The 20,775-nt window shown below is 55.2% G+C and carries 21 protein-coding genes, 1 tRNA gene and 1 other RNA gene; 16 read left to right on the top strand and 7 right to left on the bottom strand.

The genetic code is table 11. The features are described from left to right. The first annotated feature begins 69 nt into the window (after positions 1–69). Positions 70–146, top strand: a tRNA-Arg gene (locus R0135_RS03635). 78 nt (positions 147–224) lie between these two features. Here the strand turns inward: R0135_RS03635 and R0135_RS03630 are convergent. After that, positions 225–935, bottom strand: coding sequence for a fumarylacetoacetate hydrolase family protein (locus R0135_RS03630; RefSeq protein ID WP_407348895.1), 711 nt, complete (start codon positions 933–935; stop codon positions 225–227). Between the two features lie 34 nt (positions 936–969). Further along, positions 970–2,196, bottom strand: coding sequence for a response regulator (locus R0135_RS03625; RefSeq protein WP_407348894.1), 1,227 nt, complete (start codon positions 2,194–2,196; stop codon positions 970–972). 193 nt (positions 2,197–2,389) lie between these two features. Between R0135_RS03625 and R0135_RS03620 the strand changes: the two genes are divergently transcribed. Beyond that, a complete protein-coding gene (locus R0135_RS03620) occupies positions 2,390–3,532 on the top strand; it encodes a zinc-ribbon domain-containing protein (RefSeq protein WP_407348893.1) in 1,143 nt (380 codons plus the stop codon). Between the two features lie 33 nt (positions 3,533–3,565). Here the strand turns inward: R0135_RS03620 and R0135_RS03615 are convergent, their stop codons facing one another. Further along, the gene (locus R0135_RS03615) at positions 3,566–6,607 is read right to left on the bottom strand and encodes a two-component regulator propeller domain-containing protein (RefSeq protein WP_407348892.1); all 3,042 of its coding nucleotides are present in this window, start codon (positions 6,605–6,607) and stop codon (positions 3,566–3,568) included. Between the two features lie 306 nt (positions 6,608–6,913). On the opposite strand from R0135_RS03615, the gene ffs reads away from it, so the two are divergent. The 9 genes from ffs (at position 6,914) to R0135_RS03570 (ending at position 13,727) form a co-directional block, all read left to right on the top strand. Beyond that, positions 6,914–7,010, top strand: an RNA gene (gene ffs, locus R0135_RS03610) — signal recognition particle sRNA small type. A gap of 103 nt (positions 7,011–7,113) precedes the next feature. Further along, on the top strand, positions 7,114–8,826 hold the full coding sequence (gene dnaX / locus R0135_RS03605) for a DNA polymerase III subunit gamma/tau (protein WP_407348891.1): 1,713 nt from the start codon (positions 7,114–7,116) through the stop codon (positions 8,824–8,826). A gap of 53 nt (positions 8,827–8,879) precedes the next feature. Then, positions 8,880–9,203 carry a YbaB/EbfC family nucleoid-associated protein gene (locus R0135_RS03600; protein WP_407348890.1) on the top strand — a complete coding sequence of 108 codons (324 nt, stop codon included), beginning with the start codon at positions 8,880–8,882 and terminating at the stop codon, positions 9,201–9,203. Further along, positions 9,203–9,811 carry a recombination mediator RecR gene (gene recR / locus R0135_RS03595; protein WP_407348889.1) on the top strand — a complete coding sequence of 203 codons (609 nt, stop codon included), beginning with the start codon at positions 9,203–9,205 and terminating at the stop codon, positions 9,809–9,811. The genes R0135_RS03600 and recR overlap by 1 nt, the downstream gene beginning before the upstream one ends. Continuing rightward, entirely contained in the window at positions 9,808–10,920 is a 1,113-nt protein-coding gene (rnd, locus tag R0135_RS03590; RefSeq protein WP_407348888.1) for a ribonuclease D, read from the top strand. The genes recR and rnd overlap by 4 nt, the downstream gene beginning before the upstream one ends. A 47-nt stretch (positions 10,921–10,967) precedes the next feature. Beyond that, on the top strand, positions 10,968–11,201 hold the full coding sequence (locus R0135_RS03585) for a YcgL domain-containing protein (RefSeq protein ID WP_407348887.1): 234 nt from the start codon (positions 10,968–10,970) through the stop codon (positions 11,199–11,201). Positions 11,202–11,205: 4 nt separating this feature from the next. Continuing rightward, positions 11,206–11,568 carry a hypothetical protein gene (locus tag R0135_RS03580; protein WP_407348886.1) on the top strand — a complete coding sequence of 121 codons (363 nt, stop codon included), beginning with the start codon at positions 11,206–11,208 and terminating at the stop codon, positions 11,566–11,568. 114 nt (positions 11,569–11,682) lie between these two features. Beyond that, positions 11,683–12,528 carry an AAA family ATPase gene (locus R0135_RS03575; protein WP_407348885.1) on the top strand — a complete coding sequence of 282 codons (846 nt, stop codon included), beginning with the start codon at positions 11,683–11,685 and terminating at the stop codon, positions 12,526–12,528. A gap of 23 nt (positions 12,529–12,551) precedes the next feature. Then, positions 12,552–13,727: a vWA domain-containing protein gene (locus tag R0135_RS03570; RefSeq protein ID WP_407348884.1), complete on the top strand. Its 1,176-nt coding sequence runs from the start codon at positions 12,552–12,554 to the stop codon at positions 13,725–13,727. On the opposite strand, the gene R0135_RS03565 is transcribed toward R0135_RS03570, so the two are convergent. Beyond that, positions 13,724–14,509, bottom strand: coding sequence for a TrmH family RNA methyltransferase (locus R0135_RS03565; RefSeq protein WP_407348883.1), 786 nt, complete (start codon positions 14,507–14,509; stop codon positions 13,724–13,726). The two genes, R0135_RS03570 and R0135_RS03565, sit on opposite strands and share 4 nt — an antisense overlap. On the opposite strand from R0135_RS03565, the gene R0135_RS03560 reads away from it, so the two are divergent. Continuing rightward, on the top strand, positions 14,508–14,819 hold the full coding sequence (locus R0135_RS03560) for a glutaredoxin family protein (protein WP_407348882.1): 312 nt from the start codon (positions 14,508–14,510) through the stop codon (positions 14,817–14,819). The genes R0135_RS03565 and R0135_RS03560 overlap by 2 nt on opposite strands. Here the strand turns inward: R0135_RS03560 and R0135_RS03555 are convergent. Then, positions 14,816–15,247, bottom strand: a complete 432-nt coding sequence (locus R0135_RS03555; protein ID WP_407348881.1) for a universal stress protein — start codon at positions 15,245–15,247, stop codon at positions 14,816–14,818. The genes R0135_RS03560 and R0135_RS03555 overlap by 4 nt on opposite strands. Positions 15,248–15,387: 140 nt before the next feature. On the opposite strand from R0135_RS03555, the gene R0135_RS03550 reads away from it, so the two are divergent. The 4 genes from R0135_RS03550 (at position 15,388) to R0135_RS03535 (ending at position 19,529) form a co-directional block, all read left to right on the top strand. Then, positions 15,388–15,846 carry a hypothetical protein gene (locus tag R0135_RS03550; protein WP_407348880.1) on the top strand — a complete coding sequence of 153 codons (459 nt, stop codon included), beginning with the start codon at positions 15,388–15,390 and terminating at the stop codon, positions 15,844–15,846. A 116-nt stretch (positions 15,847–15,962) separates the two neighbouring features. Continuing rightward, entirely contained in the window at positions 15,963–18,689 is a 2,727-nt protein-coding gene (topA, locus tag R0135_RS03545) for a type I DNA topoisomerase (protein WP_407348879.1), read from the top strand. Between the two features lie 3 nt (positions 18,690–18,692). After that, positions 18,693–19,181 (top strand): hypothetical protein, encoded by a 489-nt coding sequence (locus R0135_RS03540; protein WP_407348878.1) that lies wholly within the window; start codon positions 18,693–18,695, stop codon positions 19,179–19,181. Positions 19,182–19,274: 93 nt separating this feature from the next. Further along, positions 19,275–19,529, top strand: a complete 255-nt coding sequence (locus R0135_RS03535) for a hypothetical protein (protein ID WP_407348877.1) — start codon at positions 19,275–19,277, stop codon at positions 19,527–19,529. Between the two features lie 145 nt (positions 19,530–19,674). Here the strand turns inward: R0135_RS03535 and lexA are convergent, their stop codons facing one another. Next, on the bottom strand, positions 19,675–20,277 hold the full coding sequence (gene lexA / locus R0135_RS03530) for a transcriptional repressor LexA (RefSeq protein ID WP_407348876.1): 603 nt from the start codon (positions 20,275–20,277) through the stop codon (positions 19,675–19,677). 89 nt (positions 20,278–20,366) lie between these two features. After that, positions 20,367–20,684: a DUF6763 family protein gene (locus R0135_RS03525; RefSeq protein WP_407348875.1), complete on the bottom strand. Its 318-nt coding sequence runs from the start codon at positions 20,682–20,684 to the stop codon at positions 20,367–20,369. Positions 20,685–20,775: the final 91 nt, after the last annotated feature.

The following is a 20,775-nucleotide window of genomic DNA, read 5'->3' as shown; positions in this document are numbered from 1 at the left end:
TCGGTTCCCACAGCGTTGCGCAACACCTACAATACCGGGCAGCAACAAACTCGCAGTTTTTCTTGATACGCGCTCATAGCTCAGTTGGATAGAGCATCGGCCTTCTAAGCCGGCGGTCGGGGGTTCGAATCCTCCTGGGCGCGCCAACATTTTTTAGGTCCGTACCCGAGACATGGTTTAAAGAACATGCCGGACAAAGCAGGTAACAGTTGCTGGCTTACGGACTAACTGGCAACGACCTTGTGGCTCAAGGGACTTAAGCCTTCAATAAATGCGTCTACCTGATCACCGGGCTCTAGTGGCCCCACGCCCGCCGGCGTACCGCTAAAGATCAAATCTCCGGGCTGCAGTGTGAACAGTGCTGACAAAGTGCTGATGATTTCGGCAACAGACCAGATCATGTCCGCAATATCGCCACGTTGACGTTGCTCACCATTGACTCGAAGAGAGATTCTGCCGCTCTTAATGTGCCCGCAAAGACTTACCGGGCTGATATTTGCAATGGGGGCCGATTGATCAAAACCCTTGGCGGTGTCCCAGGGTCGGCCGCTCTTCTTGGCCTCAGCCTGCAGGTCTCTGCGGGTTAAATCATTGCCTACCGCATATCCGTATACATGATTCAGAGCGGACTGCGCCGGGATGTTGGCGCCCGCCGTGCCGATGGCAATGACTAACTCTACTTCGTGGTGCAGATTGCTGGTTGCCGGTGGGTAGGGGATGTCCAAACCGTTTATGACTGCGGCATCCGCAGGCTTGCTAAAAAAGAACGGTGGGTCCCGCTGGGGGTCTGCGCCCATCTCTTCTGCGTGTTCGGCGTAGTTGCGACCGACACAGAAAATACGCCGCACGGGAAACAGGGCGTGCTCGCCATTAACGGGAACACCGGGTGGAGCCGAGGGCTCGAAAACAAAAGGCATAGTCTCTGTTTTCTTCATGTTCCTCAGCCCCTGCGTTTTTGGACGATAAGTTTTAGCTGTTCGCGCTGTGTACCCGTTTGACCGGATCATGCTGCGCTTTTTCCAATCCAGTGAGAGCGCTTTGCATGACGTCTTTTACCGACATCTGTGCCTGCACGTGAGCCAAACCCGCGTGAAGCCTTAAGCCAGGGTGGCGCTTGGCCAAAGTTACCTCCATATCAATTATGAAAGTGGAGATCAGGCTCTGCCCGGCAGCCTCTGAAGTCGCTTCCAGGATAACTGCCAGGGTTTTCGGCTTCAGAATGCTCACGGTAACACTTGAGGGCAGGCGCGCCAAAACGCCGCTATACAGTTCAAGCATCACCGCGCGAGCATCGATAGCCAGGTCCAGGGCGCTGTGCTCCAGCGCGGGCGAGGTGCCGATAAACACCAAGCAATTGCCGTCATCAAGTTCCCAGTTCTTGAAATCTCTTGTGGTTTTGCCGTGATCGTTAAGCAGCAGTATCGTGCAGGACCGGCGCAGGTGCTCGCTGGCGATAACCAGGGCGCTTGCCAGTAGTAGTCCATTCTCGGGTAAGTTTATTGCGACGGCGGGAAGAAATAACGGCTCACCGGATTCGAATGCCCTACTCAGCGGGTGAGAGCCAGCGGGGGGTGATGGCGAAATACTGACCAGATCCTCCCAATGATGGTTAACCAGGTCCTGTGGCGATCGCTCCAGGAGCGAGCAAGCCTCGCAATTGAAGTCGTAAACGAGGCCGTCCTTGTCCACATACAACTTGGCGGATCCAAAATGACTACTGATATCAGACAGCTGGCGACTGCTTTCACGCTCCCGCCGGATGCTTTCGAGTCTGCGTACGGCCAAGCCCATATGGGCCCGGGTCTGGCCGTCAATTTCATTGCCGTTCTTTTGTATAAATCCTACCGGTTCGCAGGCAGCGGCTAAATTGAATACCGCAGGGTCAAAGTCAGCGAATGCGGTTAAAAAGACAGCGGGAATATCAAAAGTGTCTTTTGCGTAGGCTGCGAGCTCAAGCCCGTCGCGATCGCCCACCTTAAAGCGCGGACTGTCGGTCAGGTTGATATCGGTAATAAGCAGGTCTATGTCGCCCTGATCGAGGCGCGCCTTGGCGTCGTCAAAGTTGGAAGCTTCGGCGGCAACACTAATACCTACATCAAGCGCCTCAATGAAGTAGATTAACTCTGACCGAAAGTCGAGTTCGTTTTCTACTATCAGGGCGTCATATTCAGGCTGATAGCCTAAAGACCACTCCATTTACGCAACTCGCTCTTGATGGTTATTGTGACAAAAATAGTGGAAATTGTCTGCTATTATACGACCTATAACTTTAATAGACAGGTTTATTTAATGTTCAAGGCATCACTTTATTACGCGACTCGTGCCGGGCTAGCTGATTCAGCTGTGCCGTTGTTAATGCGGGCGCGTAACGGCTTGGGTAGCTAGGCTCATGGCTGCTGTACGCAAGGTAGATGAGCTCCCCGACGGGATTGTGTTACCGCATCGATTTCAAGAGTTCACAGGCGCCGATTTACTAAGCCGCTTCGTCGCGAGTGACGATGGCAAACCGTTCTCTGCAATTCCCGAAGATTCGTCAGTCATCTGTACCTGGCGCTGTCCGGGTGGCCACGAGTATCGGGCATCGCGGACCTCCCATCGGAGCAGTCGAGGCTGTCCCGTTTGTGCCGGGTCCGTTGCGACCAGAATGCCCGGCTTACTGCGATATTGGGATGATAAAAAGAACGCGCTTTCACCTCTGGATGTGTCTGCCTACGATCGCGAGCGATATTTTTGGCGCTGCGAGAACGGACACTCCTTCGCGCGGGCGCCCTACAGAGTATTGGCGACGGGCCATCGCTGTCAGGAATGTCGGCGTGAGGGTAAGACCGCCTGGCGCATTCATGGCAAACGGGATCCGGGCGCCAATCTGCTTGATACCCACCCTCAAATTGCGCGCGAATGGGACTATGAGCGCAACGCGCGCGGGCCTGAGGAGTTTGCACCGGGCAGTCAGCGAGTCGCATTCTGGGTTTGCGAGAACGGGCACTCCTGGAGTTCAGCTATTTGCCATCGCACCAGTACCGCACGAAATCAAGCCTGCTGCCAGGCATGTAAGGCGATCGCCTACAGCTGTCCGGAACTGGCGGCGCAGTTGCATCCAACGCTCAACCCGCCTGACACCGCAAATACGGTTCGCAAGGGATCCAGTGAGCCGCTTTATTGGCTCTGTGAACTGGGCCATACGTTCAGTGCATCGGTGGTTGCTCGACTGCGGGCTAACTATCCGGCATCGTGCAATAAATGCCGTGCTATTGCTGTGAAAGCACCACAGCTCATTCAGGCTTGCTGGGCCAGCGAACTCAACGGTGATCTGGATCCGACGGTACTGGGCACCTCGAGCGGCGAAAAAGCCTATTGGGTCAAGTTAGAGCACGTGGGCGTACCCAGAAAAAAGCGTCGCGCGGAGCACTATGAGCACAAAAAAATAGGCTATCGGTATCGCTGCTATATCAAGAATCGCGTCCGGGAAGACAAAGCGATCAAACTGGGCCTGAGTGCGCACAAGCCGAAGGTGCAGCGCAAGGCGCGTTAGTAATCCTCTGCTTAGCTTGGAGTTGTGTGGAGCTCAGTGCCGCTTTATCAGTAGCTCAAAGTGGAATCCCTGGTCATTGTAGAGCTGGGGTTCTGCGCCCAACTCCAGAGCTAATCCCACAAGCTGTGCCAGTCCCTCCCGATCCGAATAGCGCCTCTGAATCATGGCGTCCTCCAGCGTGGCTTGATCCATGCCGTTTCCGTAGTCCCGAAAGTGGAATTTAATAGGCCCATCCGCTCCATCGGCCGTCAGGGAGATGGTCGCAAGTACAGGGGAGGGCGTATCGACGGCGTACTTGTAGGTGTTGGTCATGAGCTCGTTAACAATCAGGCCAAGGTATTGAGCTTTGGAATAGGTCATGAACACATCGTCTAGTTCAAGCTCCACTGTGCGTGAATCCTGATCCTGTAACAGGTCACGAACACCAAACGATACCTGTCTGATCATCGAGGCGATATTGATATCCGTGCGGTCCGAGCGCTGCAGCAAAAGGTGGATTGCCGACTGCACCTTGAGTCGGGCATTGAGGTGCGAGAGTGACTCCCGGGTTTCTGTGTGTTTCGCGCTTCGCTGCATAGCGCGCACGCTGGATGAGAAGTTGGTCAGAATGTTGCCTACACGATGATGGAGTTCGCGTAAGAGAATCTCTTTTTCGCTGAGCCGGCCGCGCATTTCAGCCTCTACAATGTCACGTTTGCGGTTAGCTTCGTCGAGAGTTACCTGTTGGCGCCTCCGGCTGCTCAATTGCATAAAAAACATGAGCAAAGAGATGCTTAGCAGGGCAGGGATCGCGTAGCGAAGATCGAGAAACCACAAAATATAAGCTGGTGAGTCGATATCGACGGTCATCAATAGTGGTTCGGAGGCGACATTACCGTTGGTATCCAACATTGCAATCTGCACCTCAACAGGCCCCCAGACCTGTTGTCGCGTCAATACTACTGAGGGATTGCGCTGCAGTACCCAGTCGTCTGTGTCACCAAAACGCATGGCATAGTTCAGCTCGCTGGCCCGAATGTGGTCGTTATAGCTGTAATCTATTCGCAGGGTGCCGGCAGAGACATCTTTGAACTCGACGTTCAGGTAGGCGCCGTTATCCGGTGTATGACTGGCCACTATGGGTTTGCCATTGATAGACACATCCGTCCAGAAGAGTTGGATTTTTTTCTTTTCTGCGAATGCCGGGTTTTTAAAGGCCACCGGCACCTTGGCGGACATGAAAATGCGCTCGCCATTGGGGGCCAGAAAGCGTGCATGTGACCCGTAATCAAATTCGTTAGCGGGCAGGCCATCGGCGTAGGTTATGTGTGCCCCAAACTTTTCTTCGGATAGGTCGAAGGTGTAAAGCCCCTGATTTGTGGTGACCCACAGGATGTTTTCGTGATCTAAGAGCAGATGCCAGATCGTGCTTCCCTTTAAGTACTCCTCGATCAGGGGAATGCTGGTGGGAGCGTAGCGCTGTTGTGCCAGCATTGCGGCACTAAGATGTCGCACGCCGACATTTTCGATACCCAGGAATGCACCGCCCGCACCGTCCGCCTCAACCGCGAAGATAATTCCCTCGGAGGCGCTTTCTAATATTTTGCTACGGTACTGTCCGCCTGCGTCACGAATGACGAGTAGAACCTGCTGCTGATCGATAGCAACAAACGTGGAATCATCAATACGATAGACACCAATCAGCGTCTGTTGGTCGGTGATTCGTCTTAGGGTGACTTTTGGAGGAGCATCGGGCATGTTTTGCACGCGCACTTCCACCAGCCCGTAAAGATAAAAAGAGGCCAGGAACACCTGGTCCTCTACCTGGGTAAATGCACTGACACCGACGCCCTCGAAGCTCTTACCGTTGCTAGATGTGATGTTCGTAACCCGGCCGCTCTCAAGATCGATTACGTCCATGCCGCCAATGTGGTAGCCCACAAGGAGGCTTTGCTCACTGGCAGTCAGAGCGGTAATCGGACTCTGGCCGATGGATAGGGGATCGATGCGTAAAGACGATTCGGTGTCGGCTGGGAGGCTCAGGGCGAATTCCGTGAAATTGTTGGAGCCGACTTCTCCCCACCATAGGTTCTGTCCCCCTAAAAACAACTGGTTGCCAGAAGCGGTCAGACTCAAAATGACACCGGCGTCATATGCGCTGACGGTCTCCAGTACGGTGAAGTCTGTATCAACTGCGTAGTACAGCCCGTAATAGGTGCCGATCCAAAGGTTGCCCACCGGGTCGACGTTGATTGATCGCACTTCGTTGCCGCGTCCCGGTAATCTGACCACGTCTGCTACGCCATTCTTCCTCCGTATGACGTTCGGCCCCGCAGATAGCCAGGCGTTCTGGGGGTCTTGTACGGCCATGGCCCGGTAATACCCCTGAGGGTCTCCTTTGACCGGGTTGCTGCTTTGCGGTGGCTCTGTTGAGTGGAGCGTTTTCCAGGTCAATCCTTGTTCTCGGTCCAGCCAGATGAGCGATTCGCCGTCCCAATGAAGGTCCACTACCGGGTTTGGGGATTGAATCGTGTCCAGTACCTCAAACCCCCCGGGCACCCTGGCCAAACGAAAGATGCGACCGGAAATTGCGGCAACATAAAGCTCGTCCCCAACGGCCACCGCCGAGGTTAGGACCTCCTCCTCGAGGGCCTCAAGTCCCCCCGCAGCGCTCGCGCCTGATTCTGTAACGACAAGTACATCACCACTCGCGCTGACGCCAACAAGTCCGCCCTGAAACTCGACGAGTTCTAAAATGTCGAACTGTTCATCGTCGGTGCTGGCGGATTGGATGACGACTCGAAATTCATCGTCGCCATTTGCGAGTTTGGCGATCCCCCGTGCCGTGGCGACCCAGATGGTTCCCTTATCGTCCTCGTATATAGCATTGACTACGCCGGACGGAAGGCCCAGTACCCCGTCAGAGGTTTGCAGCCAGGTTTTTTGTTGCCCGGACTTGTATTGCACAAGTCCTTCTCGCGTACCCGCCCAAAGGTAGCCTTTTTGTCCCACATGAACCGCCCGGACCGAGCCTTGGGGCAACTCGATATCGTCGAACGGTCGTACCACAAAAGCCTCGCGTACGACTGATGCCACCGTGCTCCCGGGAGGCGCGCCGACCGCTAAAGCTGCACAGCTCAAGCCGAGAATGGCCAGCAAAAATTGTACAAACAGAAATCGCATCGATGTTGTTGCTTACGCCGTCTCGTTGGTGGGTTGCTGCGTGGAGCTTAAAGGCATGGGAGCGTCATAGTAGCGTGATATTGGCAACGACGGCGTATCGCAAGACACCGCAAGCTTGTGTTAATCCGTGACTACGATAAAGCCTGCATTTCGCCTTGCTCCCAAGAGGGTATTTCGCGACAATGCGCGTCCCCACGTGTTGGGGTATTAGGGTGGCCCGGGCGGTCCCCTCGCAATGTCAGGCAGTGAACTCCGCCAGGCCCGGAAGGGAGCAACGGTAATTGCTGGTACATGTGCCGGGGTGTGGCTGTCCGGGCCGCTTCCATTTCGGCTCGGGTGAAGCTGGTGTATAAGCACTAGCGGGTAATCCAAGTCAGAGAGACGGGCCGGTAAACGGACCGTCCAAGTACGGAATCGACATGTCCTATCAGGTGCTGGCGCGAAAATGGCGTCCGGCCACATTTGATGCCCTGGTTGGCCAGGAGCATGTTTTGCAGGCCCTGCGCCATGCGTTGGACAGCAATCGGCTTCACCATGCTTACCTGTTCACCGGTACCCGGGGAGTGGGCAAAACCACTATTGCCCGCATTCTTGCGCGTTGTCTGAACTGCGAGAGCGGGGTGAGCGCGTCGCCCTGTGGTGAATGCGGAAGCTGTCTCGAAATTAGCGAGGGACGCAGCGTCGATCTCATCGAAGTGGATGCAGCCTCGCGCACCAAAGTCGAAGATACCCGGGAGCTATTGGACAACGTTCAATACGCACCCACCCGATCTCGGTACAAGGTTTACCTCATTGATGAGGTGCATATGTTGTCAGGGCATTCTTTTAATGCCCTGCTCAAGACGCTTGAAGAGCCCCCGGAGCACGTTAAATTTCTCCTTGCTACAACGGATCCGCAGAAGTTGCCCGCAACGGTTCTGTCGCGCTGCCTTCAGTTCAATCTCAAGAATATGTCGGCGGAACGGGTTGTGGGGCACCTGCGGGATGTCCTTTCCCAGGAAAATGTCGAGTTCGATGAGCCGGCTCTGTGGCAACTGGGACGCGCCGCTGCAGGAAGCATGCGCGATGCGCTGAGCCTTACAGATCAGGCTATTGCCTTCGGGGACGGCGCTTTACGTGATGCCGAGGTCGCCAGCATGCTGGGCTCCGTGGATCGCCGGCATGTTTACGAGCTCCTCGAAGCGTTGCTGGCGGATGATGCCAAAGCCCTGATTACCAACTGCGCACAAATGGACGAGCAGGGCGTCGATTTTGCCTCGGCGGTAGACGAGCTGTGCAGTGTCTTGCATCGCTGCGCGCTGGCGCAGGCGGTCCCCGGCGCCATCGATCGGGAGTTTGGTGACGCGGAGCGTTTGGCAGACTTGGCGGGCCGAATGACGGCGGAGGACGTTCAGCTGTTTTATGAGCTGGCGCAAAGTGCGCGTTCGCGGGTTCTTCAGGCCAGTGATCCACGTGCGGCGTTTGAGATGCTGGTGCTTCGCCTCCTGGCGTTTCGTCCTGTGGTGGCTCTGGATCCAGCGCTGACTGCAGAAGATTTGCTGGAGTCTCGCTCGACGGCCCCGGAGGTCAAGGAACCCGCAAAAAAGTCTGAGCCGCCCTCGGCGGCGATAGCGGGTCCCGCGGCGATTAGGCCCGAAAAAAGCCCGGTAACACCAGCCGAAGCGGCGTCTTCTGGCGACACGGCTCCAAACTCGCAGGCTCAAGCTGTCCAAGACACTGCGCCGCACACCACGCAAGACACCGTCGCAGACACGGGTCCGTGGTACCAAATTCTCTCCGAGCTTGGATTAAGCGGCAGTGCCCTGAATATCGCGTCCCACTGCATGATTAAAAGTGTGCAGGGTGCCTCCTGGCATATGGTGTTGGATGAGAGTCGAGCGAACTTGTTTAACGACAGGCACGTGGCAATGCTTGCCAAAGCCTTGTCAGAATGGCGAAAAGAGCATTGCGAAGTAACAATCACGCCAGGACCAGTGAGTGAGGAGACGCCGGCCATGCGTCGCGTAAGGCTGGAGGCCGAACGTCAGGCAATTGCAGAGGCCGAAATCAACGAAGATCCACAGGTTTTGCAGTTGCTGTCGGATTTTGACGCAAAAGTATTGCAAGGCTCGGTTACCGTAGAGCAGCCTTAAACGGGTTTGAGCTATCTCGGTGTCCGAGAGATGATTTAAAGGAGAGTAGTGATATGAAGGGCGGCTTGGGTGACATCATGCAGCAGGCGCAAAAAATGCAGGCTGACATGCAAAAAGCGCAAGAAGAGATGGCTGAGCGCGAAGTTGTGGGTGAGTCTGGCGCTGGAATGGTTACCGTGACCATGACGGGCCGCCATGACGTGCGTCGCGTGCACATTGACCCAAGTGTTCTTGGGGAAGACAAAGCCGTATTGGAGGACTTGCTTGCGGCGGCCGTAAACGACGCTGTTCGGCGTGTCGAAGAGACCAATCGTAAGGCAATGCAAGATCTTACCGGTGGAATGTCACTCCCTCCCGGCTTTAAGTTTCCTTTCTGATGTACCGTTTTAGCCCAGCTATGGATGCCCTGATCGAGGGCCTGAGATGTCTCCCGGGGGTAGGCCCAAAGTCTGCGCAGCGCATGGCGCTCCACCTTCTTGAGCGTAACCGCGAAGGCGCCCTTGGCTTGAGCCAGTCTTTAGCGGACGCTGTGGAGCGCGTTGGGCGCTGCCAGCAATGTCGTAATCTTGCCGAGGCGGTACTTTGCGGGATTTGTTCCGATACAGCCCGCGATGGGTCTTTGCTGTGCATTGTGGAAACGCCCGGTGATATTTTGGCGATTGAGCAGGCGGGCGGTTATCGCGGACGCTACTTTGTGCTCATGGGGCATTTATCGCCTATCGATGGCATAGGTCCACAGGAGATTGGTTTGCCGATTCTTGAGGCGCTCGCACGTGACGGCGAGGTTAAGGAGGTCATTTTGGCCACTAACCCCACCGTAGAAGGCGAGGCTACTGCGTATTACATCACGCGCATGCTCGAGCCATTGGTTCCTCGGGTATCGCGTATTGCCCATGGTGTCCCTTTGGGCGGAGAGCTTGAATACGTTGACGGATCAACACTTGCCCATGCATTTAGCGGCCGCCAGCCGGTGGGCGGATCATGAACTGGACCCTGGTAGAGAGTGATGAGGCCCTTGGCGAGGCACTCGAAGCACTCAGCGGCGCGACAGAAATCGCGGTTGATACTGAGTTTATGCGCCGTAACAGTTACTACCCGCATATCGCCTTGCTGCAACTATGCAGTGAGGATCATGCCTGGCTTATCGATCCTTTGAAAATAACGCAGCTTGATGGTCTTCGAGCGTTCATGACGGATTCCAATTGTTGGAAGGTTCTACACTCCTGCAGTGAGGATTTGGAAGTGTTCAGGCATTGGCTTGGCGTTGTGCCAAGCCCATTAATCGACACGCAGCGCGCAACGGCACTGCTAGGCAAGGGCTTTGGTCTGGGTTATCGGGCGCTTATAGAGTTGTTACTGGGCGTCGAGCTGGATAAAGGCGAGACGCGCTCGGACTGGTTGAAGCGTCCCTTGAGCGACTCGCAGTGTCATTACGCCGCTTTGGATGTACTGGAGCTGGTGCCCGCATGGAAGATTCTCAAAGATCTGGCGCATAGCCAGGGTCGCATGGACTGGATTCTCGCTGAGGGCCAGGAAGCCATTCGCTTACTCAACGATCGCGACCAGAATATTTATCGTCGGGTCAAGTCGGCTTCGCGACTTTCCCCCCGCCAACTGGAGGTGCTTCGCAGGCTCTGTGAGTGGCGAGAAGGCTTTGCCCGTTCCGTGGATAAACCCAGGGGGTGGATCGTTGAAGACAAGGCCTGTATTGCCATTGCGCAGGCTATGCCCGGTGATGTCGACGCACTGGGGGATCTTGATGTGCTGCCGGCTTCGGTTGTGCGTAAACAGGGGGATACTCTCCTTGCCTGTGTTAGCGCGGCACAGGAGACGCCCGAAGTTGAGCTTCCGGATGCGCTTCCCGGGCCGCTAGCGGCACCACAGCGCAATCTTTTGAAGGCTCTGAGGCAAGTCGCTCGGAGCATCGCCGAAGATATGAATGTTGCGCCGGAGATACTTATCTCGACTGCGGATCTGGAGTTGCTGCTCCGTGAAGCCTCCGGAGCAGACATCGATGAACCGCTGCGTTGGCAGGGCTGGCGTGCCGATGCAGTGATAGCGCCCTTAAGAGCATCATTGCCGGGGGCCGCGTGACTTCCAAAACGTTGTGTGAGGTCTTTCGTAGTCCTCGGAAAGAAGGCATGTATCTTTATGTGAAGCGTGAGGAGGGCCTCTCGCGCGTGCCAGAGAGCCTGTTGTCAGTCTTTGGCAGCCCTGAGTCAGCACTGGTCATGGTCTTGGAGCCTCATCGAAAATTGGCTATGGCTGACGCAGCGACGGTCCTGGATGATTTGGAGAGCAAAGGGTTTTATGTGCAAATGCCTCCGGCATCTTTCTCAGAGTCGCTTCTGAGTACCTTAACGATCGAGGATTAGCAAAATGCTCACCGAATCTGCTTATCTTGGCGCCTTGATTGTGTACGCACTGTCGGCGATGTTTGCGGTGGCCTTAATGAATTTTTGGTTGCTGCGAAGTTGGTCCCCTGGATTCAAAGTTCTGCTCTCACTGCCGCTTTTGAGTCTGCTTTTAACCCCTGCGTTTATTCAGCCAGAGGCCGACACCTTTGCACCGGCCGTCGTGGTCGTCGCCTTTCAATGGTTAAGTCAGGGGCAGGAGGCGGCGACACACGCGCTGCGGCCACTGCTGCTCTTTACCAGCATCAGTGCCGGTTTGGGAGTCGTGTTGGCGCTCATCCTCGCTTGGCTTGGTCGTCGTTCAAGCGTGCAAGAGTCCGAAGCCTAGATGTTGGCAACTTGCTCGCCCTTGCCAGTGTTGGGTACCCTTGCGACCCCTTACATTTCTGATCAGCCGCTTACAGGCCGCTGTTCTTCATTTTAAAACTGTGGAGCCCCGTCAATGAAGTTTGAAGGCACTGAGCGTTATGTTGCTACCGAAGATTTGAGCATGGCCGTTAACGCGGCGGTGGCTCTCGAGCGTCCTCTCCTGATTAAAGGTGAGCCCGGTACGGGTAAAACCATGCTTGCAGAGGAAGTGGCTGCAGGACTGGGCTTCCCCCTGATTCAGTGGCACATCAAGTCCACTACCAAGGCGCAGCAGGGTTTGTACGAATATGACGCGGTATCTCGTTTGCGTGACTCGCAGTTGGGTGATGACAAAGTTCATGACGTTCGCAACTACATCAAAAAAGGCAAACTCTGGGAGGCATTTACCGCAGACGAGCAGGTCGTGTTGCTGATTGATGAAGTCGACAAGGCGGATATCGAATTCCCCAATGATCTGCTTGTTGAATTGGATCGCATGGAGTTCTTTGTGTACGAAACCGGCGAGACGATCAAGGCGACTCGACGCCCCATCATCATTATTACGAGCAACAACGAAAAAGAGCTGCCGGATGCATTCCTGCGTCGCTGCTTCTTTCATTTTATTAACTTTCCCGACAAGAGCACCATGCAGCGCATTGTCGATGTCCACTATCCAGAGATTACGCAGACCCTGGTGCAAGAGGCACTGGAAGTGTTTTTTGACCTGCGCTCGGTTCCCGGTCTAAAGAAAAAGCCGTCCACGTCAGAACTGATAGATTGGCTGAAACTGCTTATGGCTGACGATATTCCCGATGAGATTTTACGCGAGCGTGATCAGTCCAAGGCTATACCGCCACTGTATGGTGCCTTATTGAAGAACGAGCAGGACGTGCATCTGCTTGAGCGACTTGCGTTTATGCATCGCCGAGAAACGCGTTAAGCGGCTGATTTGAGGGCCTAAGCGTGTTGATAAACTTCTTCAGTTCCTTACGTGACGCCGGGATTCCGGTGACCACCCGCGAGCTTCTTGATCTCTATGAAGGTTTAAGCAAGCACGTTGCCTTTGGCAGCGCCGATGATTTTTACTTTTTTAGTCGCACCTGTCTGGTGAAAGACGAAAAGTACTTTGATCGTTTTGATAAAGCCTTTGGTGCGCATTTCGAAGAACTTCAGGATCTTGATGATGTGATCGAGGCAATGATTCCCGACGACTGGCTGCGCAGCGAGTTTGTGAAGCAGCTGTCCGAAGAAGAGAAAGAAAAGATTGAGTCTCTCGGAGGCCTCGAGAAACTTATTGAAGAGTTCAAGAAACGTCTGGATGAGCAAAAGAAGCGCCACGAAGGCGGCAACAAGTGGGTCGGTACCGGTGGTACCTCGCCTTTTGGGCAAGAGGGCTATCACCCGGAAGGCATTCGTGTGGGCCCTAATGGTGGCAACGGCAAAGCGGTCAAGGTATGGGATCGTCGGGACTTTAAAAACCTCGATGACAGCGTGGAGCTGGGCACCCGAAATATCAAGATGGCGCTGCGACGTTTGCGAAAGTTTGCTCGCAACGGTGCTGCGGACGAGCTGGATTTGGATGACACGATTCGCTCTACGGCCCGCAACGCAGGACTTCTGGATATCCGCATGGTTCCGGAGCGTCACAATGCGGTAAAGGTGTTGCTGTTCTTTGATGTGGGGGGCTCTATGGATCCCCACGTAAGGGTTTGCGAAGAACTGTTTTCTGCGACGCGGACTGAGTTCAAGCACATGGAGAGTTTCTACTTCCACAACTTTTTTTATGAGAGTGTCTGGAAGAATAATGTGCGCCGGCATGCGGAGCGCACAAATATGCTGGATATCCTGCATAAGTACGCCCATGACTACAAGGTCATCATTATCGGTGATGCGTCCATGTCACCCTATGAGATTGTCCAGCCCGGGGGCTCGGTTGAGCATTGGAACGAGGAGAGCGGTGAGGTGTGGATGCGCCGTATTCTCGAAACCTATGACAAGGCTGTGTGGATTAACCCCGTGCCTCAGGAGGAGTGGGAGTACACCCAGTCTATTTCCATCACCCACCAGCTTATGGAGGGGCGCATGCACCCCCTGACTCTCAAAGGGCTGGAAGACGCGATGAGCTACCTGTCGCGTTAGGCCTTGGCGGGCTTTTGTGTGGCGGCCACATAGGCGACCAGCGCGCCGCTGACAGCAACGTTGAGTGATTCCACGCCGTTTGCCATGGGGATAGACAGGTTTTCTCCGGGGAGCTCAGAGAGCTCTCTGGAGATACCGTCAGACTCACCGCCGAGTACGAACAGCGCTCGGTCAGCGAACTTCTGGCCATCAAACAATGTGCGTGTACCCCTGGATTGGAGTCGATACAGCGCGAAGCCGTTTTGACACAGGGATTTACTGGCTTGAAACAGCGTTTGGCATCTCAGCAAGGGAGCGCGGAATACCGTGCCTGCACTGGCTTTTATCACCAGCGGTCCCAGAGCGGGGTTACCCCGATCGGCGTACAAGACTCCATCGATGCCAGCGGCAGCCGCACTGCGGATAACCATGCCCATATTCTGAGGGTTGGTGACGCCATCGAGGGCGAGAAGTCTCTGGGGCGCGGCGGGCAGGGCGGCCAGATAGTCGTCTAATTCCCGCATCGCGGGGCAATACACGTCCAGTGCCACGCCTTGATCCTGCCGTCCATTGCGAGAGATACGCGCTAACTCCTCACGGCTGTGCTCTCTGCATTCCAGACCTTTGGCCCGGGCGGCGTCCAGGATGTCCTGTAACACTCCGCCACTTCGATTGCTGCTTGCCAGATGCAGAATACGACAATCCATTTGTCGGTCCGCGAGCGCCTCAAGAACAGCTTTGCGGCCATAGACGGTGAGGAAGCGTCGACGCTCCTGACGGTCGGGTTTGCGGAATTGACTCATGCTAGACTCGTGGCCCCAAAAGGGCCGAATGATGAACGAAGTGCCTCTAATTCTCTACAGCACAGACGGTTGTCATCTTTGTGATGAGGCGCAGGCTTTGCTGCTCGAAGAGCAAAAGTGCCGCAAGGATCTGCGTTGGCAGGTGGTTGATATTGCCAACGATGATGCGCTCTTTGATCGCTATGGCTGGTTGATTCCAGTATTACATAACACCGGCACACCCTCAGGGGCGGGCGCCGCCCAGGAACTCCGCTGGCCCTTCAATGCGCAGACCCTACGGGACTTTCTTGCGAGCCAGAGCAGCTTTTAGCCAACGCGTACTGCGAGCACGTCGCACTTGGCACCATGGAGTACACCGTTGGCCGTTGATCCCATGATCAGGGCCAGGCCGTAACGCCCGTGGCTGCCAACGACGATTAAGCCTGCACCGATTTCTTCGGCCAGAGAGTGAATTTCCACTTCTGGTCGCCCAAGGACGACATGTCGATGCGTTTCGTCCACACCATGCTTGAGCGCGAACTTGGCTAGCTGTTGTTCGGCCTGCTGATGGATTTCGTCTTGTATGCCAGAGAAGTCCATGGGTATATCGCCGCCGTAGGCAAAGCTCAGGGGCTCGATAACATGGATAACGTGCAACTCGGCATCGTTGTTTCGCGCGATGGCTAAAGCACGTTCTGCGACGGTGTCGGAGTCTTCGCTGAGATCGACGGCCATGAGAATTTTGTTGTAGTTGGACATAAGGTTCTCCACGCCTGAGCGTTGATGATTAGGATGCGTCACAGCGCGGCTGCTAGCATGCGTCCTTTAATTATCTTATTTATATCACAGTGATTTGCGTCAAAAACATCGAATAGATCAATAGATCGCAGGAGTTTTGGGTGACATACGGCATTATTATTTTGATTGTCCTGTTGGCGCTGGCTCCCCTGTGGCATTTCATGCCCACCAAGCGCCAGCGCCATCAGGCCCTGCTGCGTGAATCAGCTGCCTTGGCGGGACTGTTTGTGGAATTCAGGGATCTTCCCCTGGGTCAGGAGCGTTTGGAACGTCTGTCGGCCTCCGAGCGGCAGGTGCTCTACTATGGCCTGCGCCTGCCGGCATCCCGAAAGACAAGGCGAGAGCGGCAGGCCTGGTACCGGGAAAGAGGCCAGTGGAGTAGCCGCCCCGGGCGTCTGGAGCCGCCGACGATCGCAAGTAAACTGCCCGACTCAATACTGGCGATTGGGGTTTCTGATGAGAGCTGCGGAGTGTTTTGGCAGGAGTTGGGCGATGAAACTCTGGTGCGCGAAATTGCCGTGTTATTGAACCAGTGGAAGGATGATCTTGTACCTTCGTAAAGACGGGTTCCCTTGACCGGGCCACGACAGGCCTATATATATGCGCCCCTCCATACATTTCGGCGGCCCTTGAAAAGCTCCGCTCTTTAACTTTTAACAACAGGCTCTAAACCCCTATGGGTAAATCTCTCGTCATCGTCGAGTCACCTGCAAAGGCCCGGACTATCAATAAGTATCTGGGCAATGACTTTGTTGTGAAGTCCAGTGTGGGCCACATTCGTGATCTTCCTACCGCCGGTTCTGCAAAAACAACAGACGCCAAGGAGCGCGCTGCCAAGGCCGCTCAGACCCGAAAAATGTCTCCGGACGAAAAGGCGGTACAGAAAAAGCAAAGAGCGCGAGAGCAGCTTGTGCGGCGTATGGGCATCGATCCAGAAGAAGGCTGGGCAGCGAACTATGAGATCTTACCCGGCAAAGAAAAAGTTGTTTCTGAATTGCGTAAGCTCGCGGAGACTTCCGACACCGTGTATCTGGCGACTGACCTTGATCGCGAGGGTGAGGCTATTGCATGGCATTTGCGTGAGGCGATAGGCGGTGATGATGACCGGTATCAGCGCGTGGTCTTTAACGAAATCACCAAAAAGGCGATTCAGGAGGCTTTTTCCCAGCCATCGAGAATTGATCAGGCGCGGGTAAATGCCCAGCAGGCTCGGCGTTTTCTGGATCGTGTTGTGGGTTACATGGTGTCGCCTTTGCTATGGGCCAAAGTGGCTCGAGGTCTCTCTGCGGGACGTGTGCAATCGGTGGCGGTGCGCTTGATTGTTGAGCGTGAAAAAGAGATTCGAGCTTTTATTCCGGAAGAGTATTGGGAGATCCATGCTGAGCTGGAAAATAGCGCTGCAGAAAAAGCGCGTTTTGAGGTTCGTCGTCTGCGGGGCGAAAAATTCCGCCCTGACAACGAAAAAGACGCCATGGCCGCGCGTGATGCCCTTGCTGAAGCTGACTATGTTGTCAGTGATCGCGAAGACAAGCCTACGCGCTCCAAGCCACCGGCTCCGTTTATCACCTCGACGCTTCAGCAGGCGGCAAGTACCCGACTGAGCTTTAGCGTGAAGAAAACCATGATGCTGGCCCAGCGACTCTACGAAGCGGGTTACATCACTTACATGCGAACGGATTCAACAAATTTGAGCGCGGACGCGGTTGCTGCCTGCCGGGATTACATCAAAGGTAACTTTCCCAAGCAGTATTTGCCCGATGAGGCCGCACGGTATTCCTCCAGTGATAACGCGCAAGAGGCTCACGAAGCCATTCGTCCGTCAGACGTCAATGTGCTTCAGGGGCATTTGCAGAACATGGAGCGCGATGCTGAGCGTTTGTACGAACTGATCTGGCGTCAGTTTGTGGCCGGGCAGATGCCGGCTGCAGAGTACACCTCTACTACGATTACCGTTAGCGCCGGAGATTTTCATCTGACCACTCGGGGCCGTATCGTGCGCTTTGACGGCTACACGCGGGTGCAACCAACCCAGGGGCGCAAAGCTGAAGACACGGTGCTGCCTGACCTGTCAAAGGGTGATGCCCTCAAGTTGGTGACTCTGGAACCTGCTCAGCACTTCACCGCTCCACCATCGCGTTACGGCGAAGCCAAACTGGTGAGCGAGCTGGAGAAGCGCGGAATAGGGCGTCCATCCACCTACGCATCGATTATTTCTACGATTCAGGATCGCGGATACGTGCGATTAGAGAATCGTCGGTTCTACGCCGAGAAAATGGGTGAAATCGTCACCGATCGACTGGAGAACAGCTTCAGTGATCTTCTGGACTATGGCTTTACCGCCAGCATGGAAGAGAACCTGGACTCGGTTGCCGACGGTAAGCTGGACTGGCGTCAGCTGCTCGACAATTTTTACGGTGACTTCAAGCAGCGGGTGCAGCGGGCGGAGCTGCCTGAGCCTGAGGGTATGCAGTCCAACGCGCCGACGATGACAGATATTCCCTGCAAAGCCTGCGGTCGTCCCATGCAGATTCGCACAGCGAGCACCGGAGTTTTCCTTGGCTGTTCTGGCTACGCATTGCCACCGAAAGAGCGCTGCAAGGAAACCGTCAATCTGATTTCCGGGGATGACGTCGTCGACGTTGATGCCGATGACGAGGCAGAATCACGGCTCCTTCGTAGCAAGCACCGTTGCAAAACATGCAACGCGGCAATGGATAGCTACCTCATCGACGAGGAGCGAAAGCTGCACGTTTGTGGCAACAATCCTGATTGCTCCGGTTTTGAGGTGGAGCTAGGCAAGTACAAGATTAAGGGATACGACGGCCCCATCCTGGAATGCGACAAGTGCAGTAATGAAATGCAGCTCAAGACCGGGCGTTTTGGCAAGTATTTTGGTTGTACGAATAGCGAGTGTAAAAACACCAGAAAGCTGCTTCGAAGTGGTGAGCCGGCGCCGCCCAAGATGGATCCCGTGCAAATGCCGGAGCTGATCTGCGATAAGGTAGAAGACCACTACGTGCTCCGCGATGGAGCGGCCGGGCTCTTCCTGGCTGCGAGCCAGTTTCCCAAACATCGTGAAACCCGCGCGCCACTGGTGCGGGAACTGCTGCCCCACACGGCCGAAATCGACCCCAAATACACGTTTTTGTTTGACGCACCAACCGAGGACGGAGACGGCAATCCTGCGCAGATTCGCTATAGCCGAAAAACCAAAGAACAGTATGTGATGACCGAAGAAGACGGCAAAGCGACGGGCTGGAAGGCGTTCTACGATGGTGGGCGCTGGCAGGTGCAAGAGGCGCCCAAGCGCAAGCCAAAGGCCAAAGCCAAGGCAAAGACCAAGGCCAAGGCTAAAGTAAAGGCAAAAACCAAAGCAAAGGCCGCGAGCTCTGAGGCGTCCTGAGTTTTGCCGCGGACCAGAGGTGAGGCTAACCGTGCGTTGTATCGCGCTCGCATCCTCCTCGAAGCCTGGGACCGTTTAAGAGTAGAGGCGAGACACGCCGAGTCCGTGCTCATAGGCGCATTTGTTCCTGCGGTGCGCCTGCATCTTCGGGACGCTTATGGTTGGTTCCTCCTGTCGGTGTCAGGCGTTGACGATTCGCTTGCCGCTGATCTTCCCGGAAGTACTCGTGATTTACCTGCGCCACCAGCAGGCAAGGCGCTGATCCCTGAGTTAGCTGAGTTTTCTCAACTGGAAAATACCGGATGGCTGGCTCAGCTTCTTGCGGGTGAGCCTGAGGCCGGGTATGACGGTCCGGTGGCGGCGGGGCGTGGAGCTTCGCAAGGTCTGCTGGTAAGTGATCGTGAGCCCCTGGGTTATGCCGTCGTGCTCGCCTGGGCTGACGCGTTAACAGCGATTATGAGCCGTATGGATGATTCTTTGGCAGAATATTAGCCTGCGTTTTTTTCAGTCGAACTTGGGGCCACTTGTGACTGGGGGAACAGGACTGCTAACATTGCCTTGCAACTCTCCTTAAGAGGTTACTGCGTGCCTACATCTTTGCTCGAGATCGTTGATCTCGGTGATGGCGACATAGTGCTACAACGTGCTGATGATGACAGCGAGCCCCTCGTGACCATCAGCTTCTCTGACGAATCCCGTATGTATATTCTGGATCAGGGGTTGGAGGTGGCGAAAGCCATGATCCAAGCCGGTATTCAGGCTGCCGCACAGATCGCGGAACAGACGGACGTCGAGGTAGAAACTGAGCCCACCCAGACTGCCCCCCGAACCCTGCATTAAATCGGGAGGTCGCCAGCTGCATCTGCACTGGTCGCGGTGAAGAAGGCCCTGCTGAGGCACCGTTTGATGGCGCTTGTTATCAAGCCCGGACGGTGCCCTGAAGCCCCTCGCACTCTTTTATCGCTGCAGCCGGCTGCTCTTTGAGTCAGAGCGAGCGGCGGATGACTCCTACGCTCAGACCCTCAATAGCAAAGCTGCTTTGCGCCAGATCGACGTCGATAGGCGACAGAGCGTCATTCTCTGGCAGCAACTGAAGGTGGCGTTTGTCGCGACCGCGCTTTAAGCGCTTTACGGTGACTTCGTCGTCAATTCTGGCCACCACAATGGCTCCATTATCCGCGACCGGCGTGCTGTGCACAGCGAGCAGGTCACCATCGTGTATACCTACATTGATCATACTGTCGCCTTGCACCCGCAAGAGATAGTCGGCCGGCGGGTGAAACAAAGATGGATCCACGGCGCAGTGTTCTTCCACATGCTCTGCAGCCAGTATGGGTTCTCCGGCGGCGACGCGACCGATAATGGGCAGGCCGCTGTCTTCGGGTAAGCGAATTCCGCGAGAGGCCCCGGGAATGATCTCAATGGCGCCTTTACGTGCCAGGGCTTTCAAATGTTCTTCGGCAGCGTTAGCCGACTTGAAACCGAGCTCTCGAGCAATATCAGCTCGGGTAGGGGGCATGCCGCTGTCGCCGATATGGCGGCGGATGACATCCAGGACCTGTTCCTGGCGAGCTGTTAGCTTGAGCATAAGACACCTGTGAATTCATACAGTGCCTGTGATTATATACAGTAAAGACGTAGGGGCAACCGTTACCTTAATCAGCCGCTTGCTGTGATTTAGAAGTCGTCCAGCCCCAGGATTGTTTCAGGCTCTATGTTTGACAGAGGATTAGCCCACTGCAGGGGATGCATAGCCGCGTCCGGATCAATTTCGTCAGCACCGTCCAACTCAAAAGCACTGCGCCAGTCTTCAGGGGCTGCTGCGATAGCCAGGTTCATCTGCGCCCAGACATCAAGGTCAAAATCGGCGAGTTCACCATCGAGATACTGAACCTGGATATTGGCATCGTCCATATCCAGGGACACGACTTCAAACAGCTGGCTAGTCTCGCGGTCCTGGTACCAGCGCCCCAGTTTTGGAACAAATTGGCTCATAGTTTTTCTCCCTGGAGTTCTTAAAGCTAACAGTAAATAGGGGAGTTTCCAGTTGTAAAATACGCGGTCTAAGTCGCTTGGCTTTGGCAAT

It is taken from the genome of Congregibacter variabilis, assembly GCF_045689235.1.
Classification (GTDB): Bacteria; Pseudomonadota; Gammaproteobacteria; order Pseudomonadales; family Halieaceae; genus Congregibacter; species Congregibacter variabilis.
This window is presented reverse-complemented; position numbering and strand designations above follow the sequence as displayed.

Excerpts from the sequence above, each read along its gene's own strand:
- R0135_RS03585 (WP_407348887.1), top strand. The coding sequence starts at position 10,968 with ATGTATCTTTATGTGAAGCGTGAGGAGGGCCTCTCGCGCGTGCCAGAG.
- R0135_RS03565 (WP_407348883.1), bottom strand. The coding sequence starts at position 14,509 with ATGAGTCAATTCCGCAAACCCGACCGTCAGGAGCGTCGACGCTTCCTC.
- R0135_RS03555 (WP_407348881.1), bottom strand. The coding sequence starts at position 15,247 with ATGTCCAACTACAACAAAATTCTCATGGCCGTCGATCTCAGCGAAGAC.
- dnaX (WP_407348891.1), top strand. The coding sequence starts at position 7,114 with ATGTCCTATCAGGTGCTGGCGCGAAAATGGCGTCCGGCCACATTTGAT.
- R0135_RS03630 (WP_407348895.1), bottom strand. The coding sequence starts at position 935 with ATGAAGAAAACAGAGACTATGCCTTTTGTTTTCGAGCCCTCGGCTCCA.
- R0135_RS03600 (WP_407348890.1), top strand. The coding sequence starts at position 8,880 with ATGAAGGGCGGCTTGGGTGACATCATGCAGCAGGCGCAAAAAATGCAG.
- lexA (WP_407348876.1), bottom strand. The coding sequence starts at position 20,277 with ATGCTCAAGCTAACAGCTCGCCAGGAACAGGTCCTGGATGTCATCCGC.
- R0135_RS03525 (WP_407348875.1), bottom strand. The coding sequence starts at position 20,684 with ATGAGCCAATTTGTTCCAAAACTGGGGCGCTGGTACCAGGACCGCGAG.
- R0135_RS03575 (WP_407348885.1), top strand. The coding sequence starts at position 11,683 with ATGAAGTTTGAAGGCACTGAGCGTTATGTTGCTACCGAAGATTTGAGC.
- rnd (WP_407348888.1), top strand. The coding sequence starts at position 9,808 with ATGAACTGGACCCTGGTAGAGAGTGATGAGGCCCTTGGCGAGGCACTC.
- recR (WP_407348889.1), top strand. The coding sequence starts at position 9,203 with ATGTACCGTTTTAGCCCAGCTATGGATGCCCTGATCGAGGGCCTGAGA.
- R0135_RS03560 (WP_407348882.1), top strand. The coding sequence starts at position 14,508 with ATGCTAGACTCGTGGCCCCAAAAGGGCCGAATGATGAACGAAGTGCCT.
- R0135_RS03620 (WP_407348893.1), top strand. The coding sequence starts at position 2,390 with ATGGCTGCTGTACGCAAGGTAGATGAGCTCCCCGACGGGATTGTGTTA.
- R0135_RS03580 (WP_407348886.1), top strand. The coding sequence starts at position 11,206 with ATGCTCACCGAATCTGCTTATCTTGGCGCCTTGATTGTGTACGCACTG.
- topA (WP_407348879.1), top strand. The coding sequence starts at position 15,963 with ATGGGTAAATCTCTCGTCATCGTCGAGTCACCTGCAAAGGCCCGGACT.
- R0135_RS03625 (WP_407348894.1), bottom strand. The coding sequence starts at position 2,196 with ATGGAGTGGTCTTTAGGCTATCAGCCTGAATATGACGCCCTGATAGTA.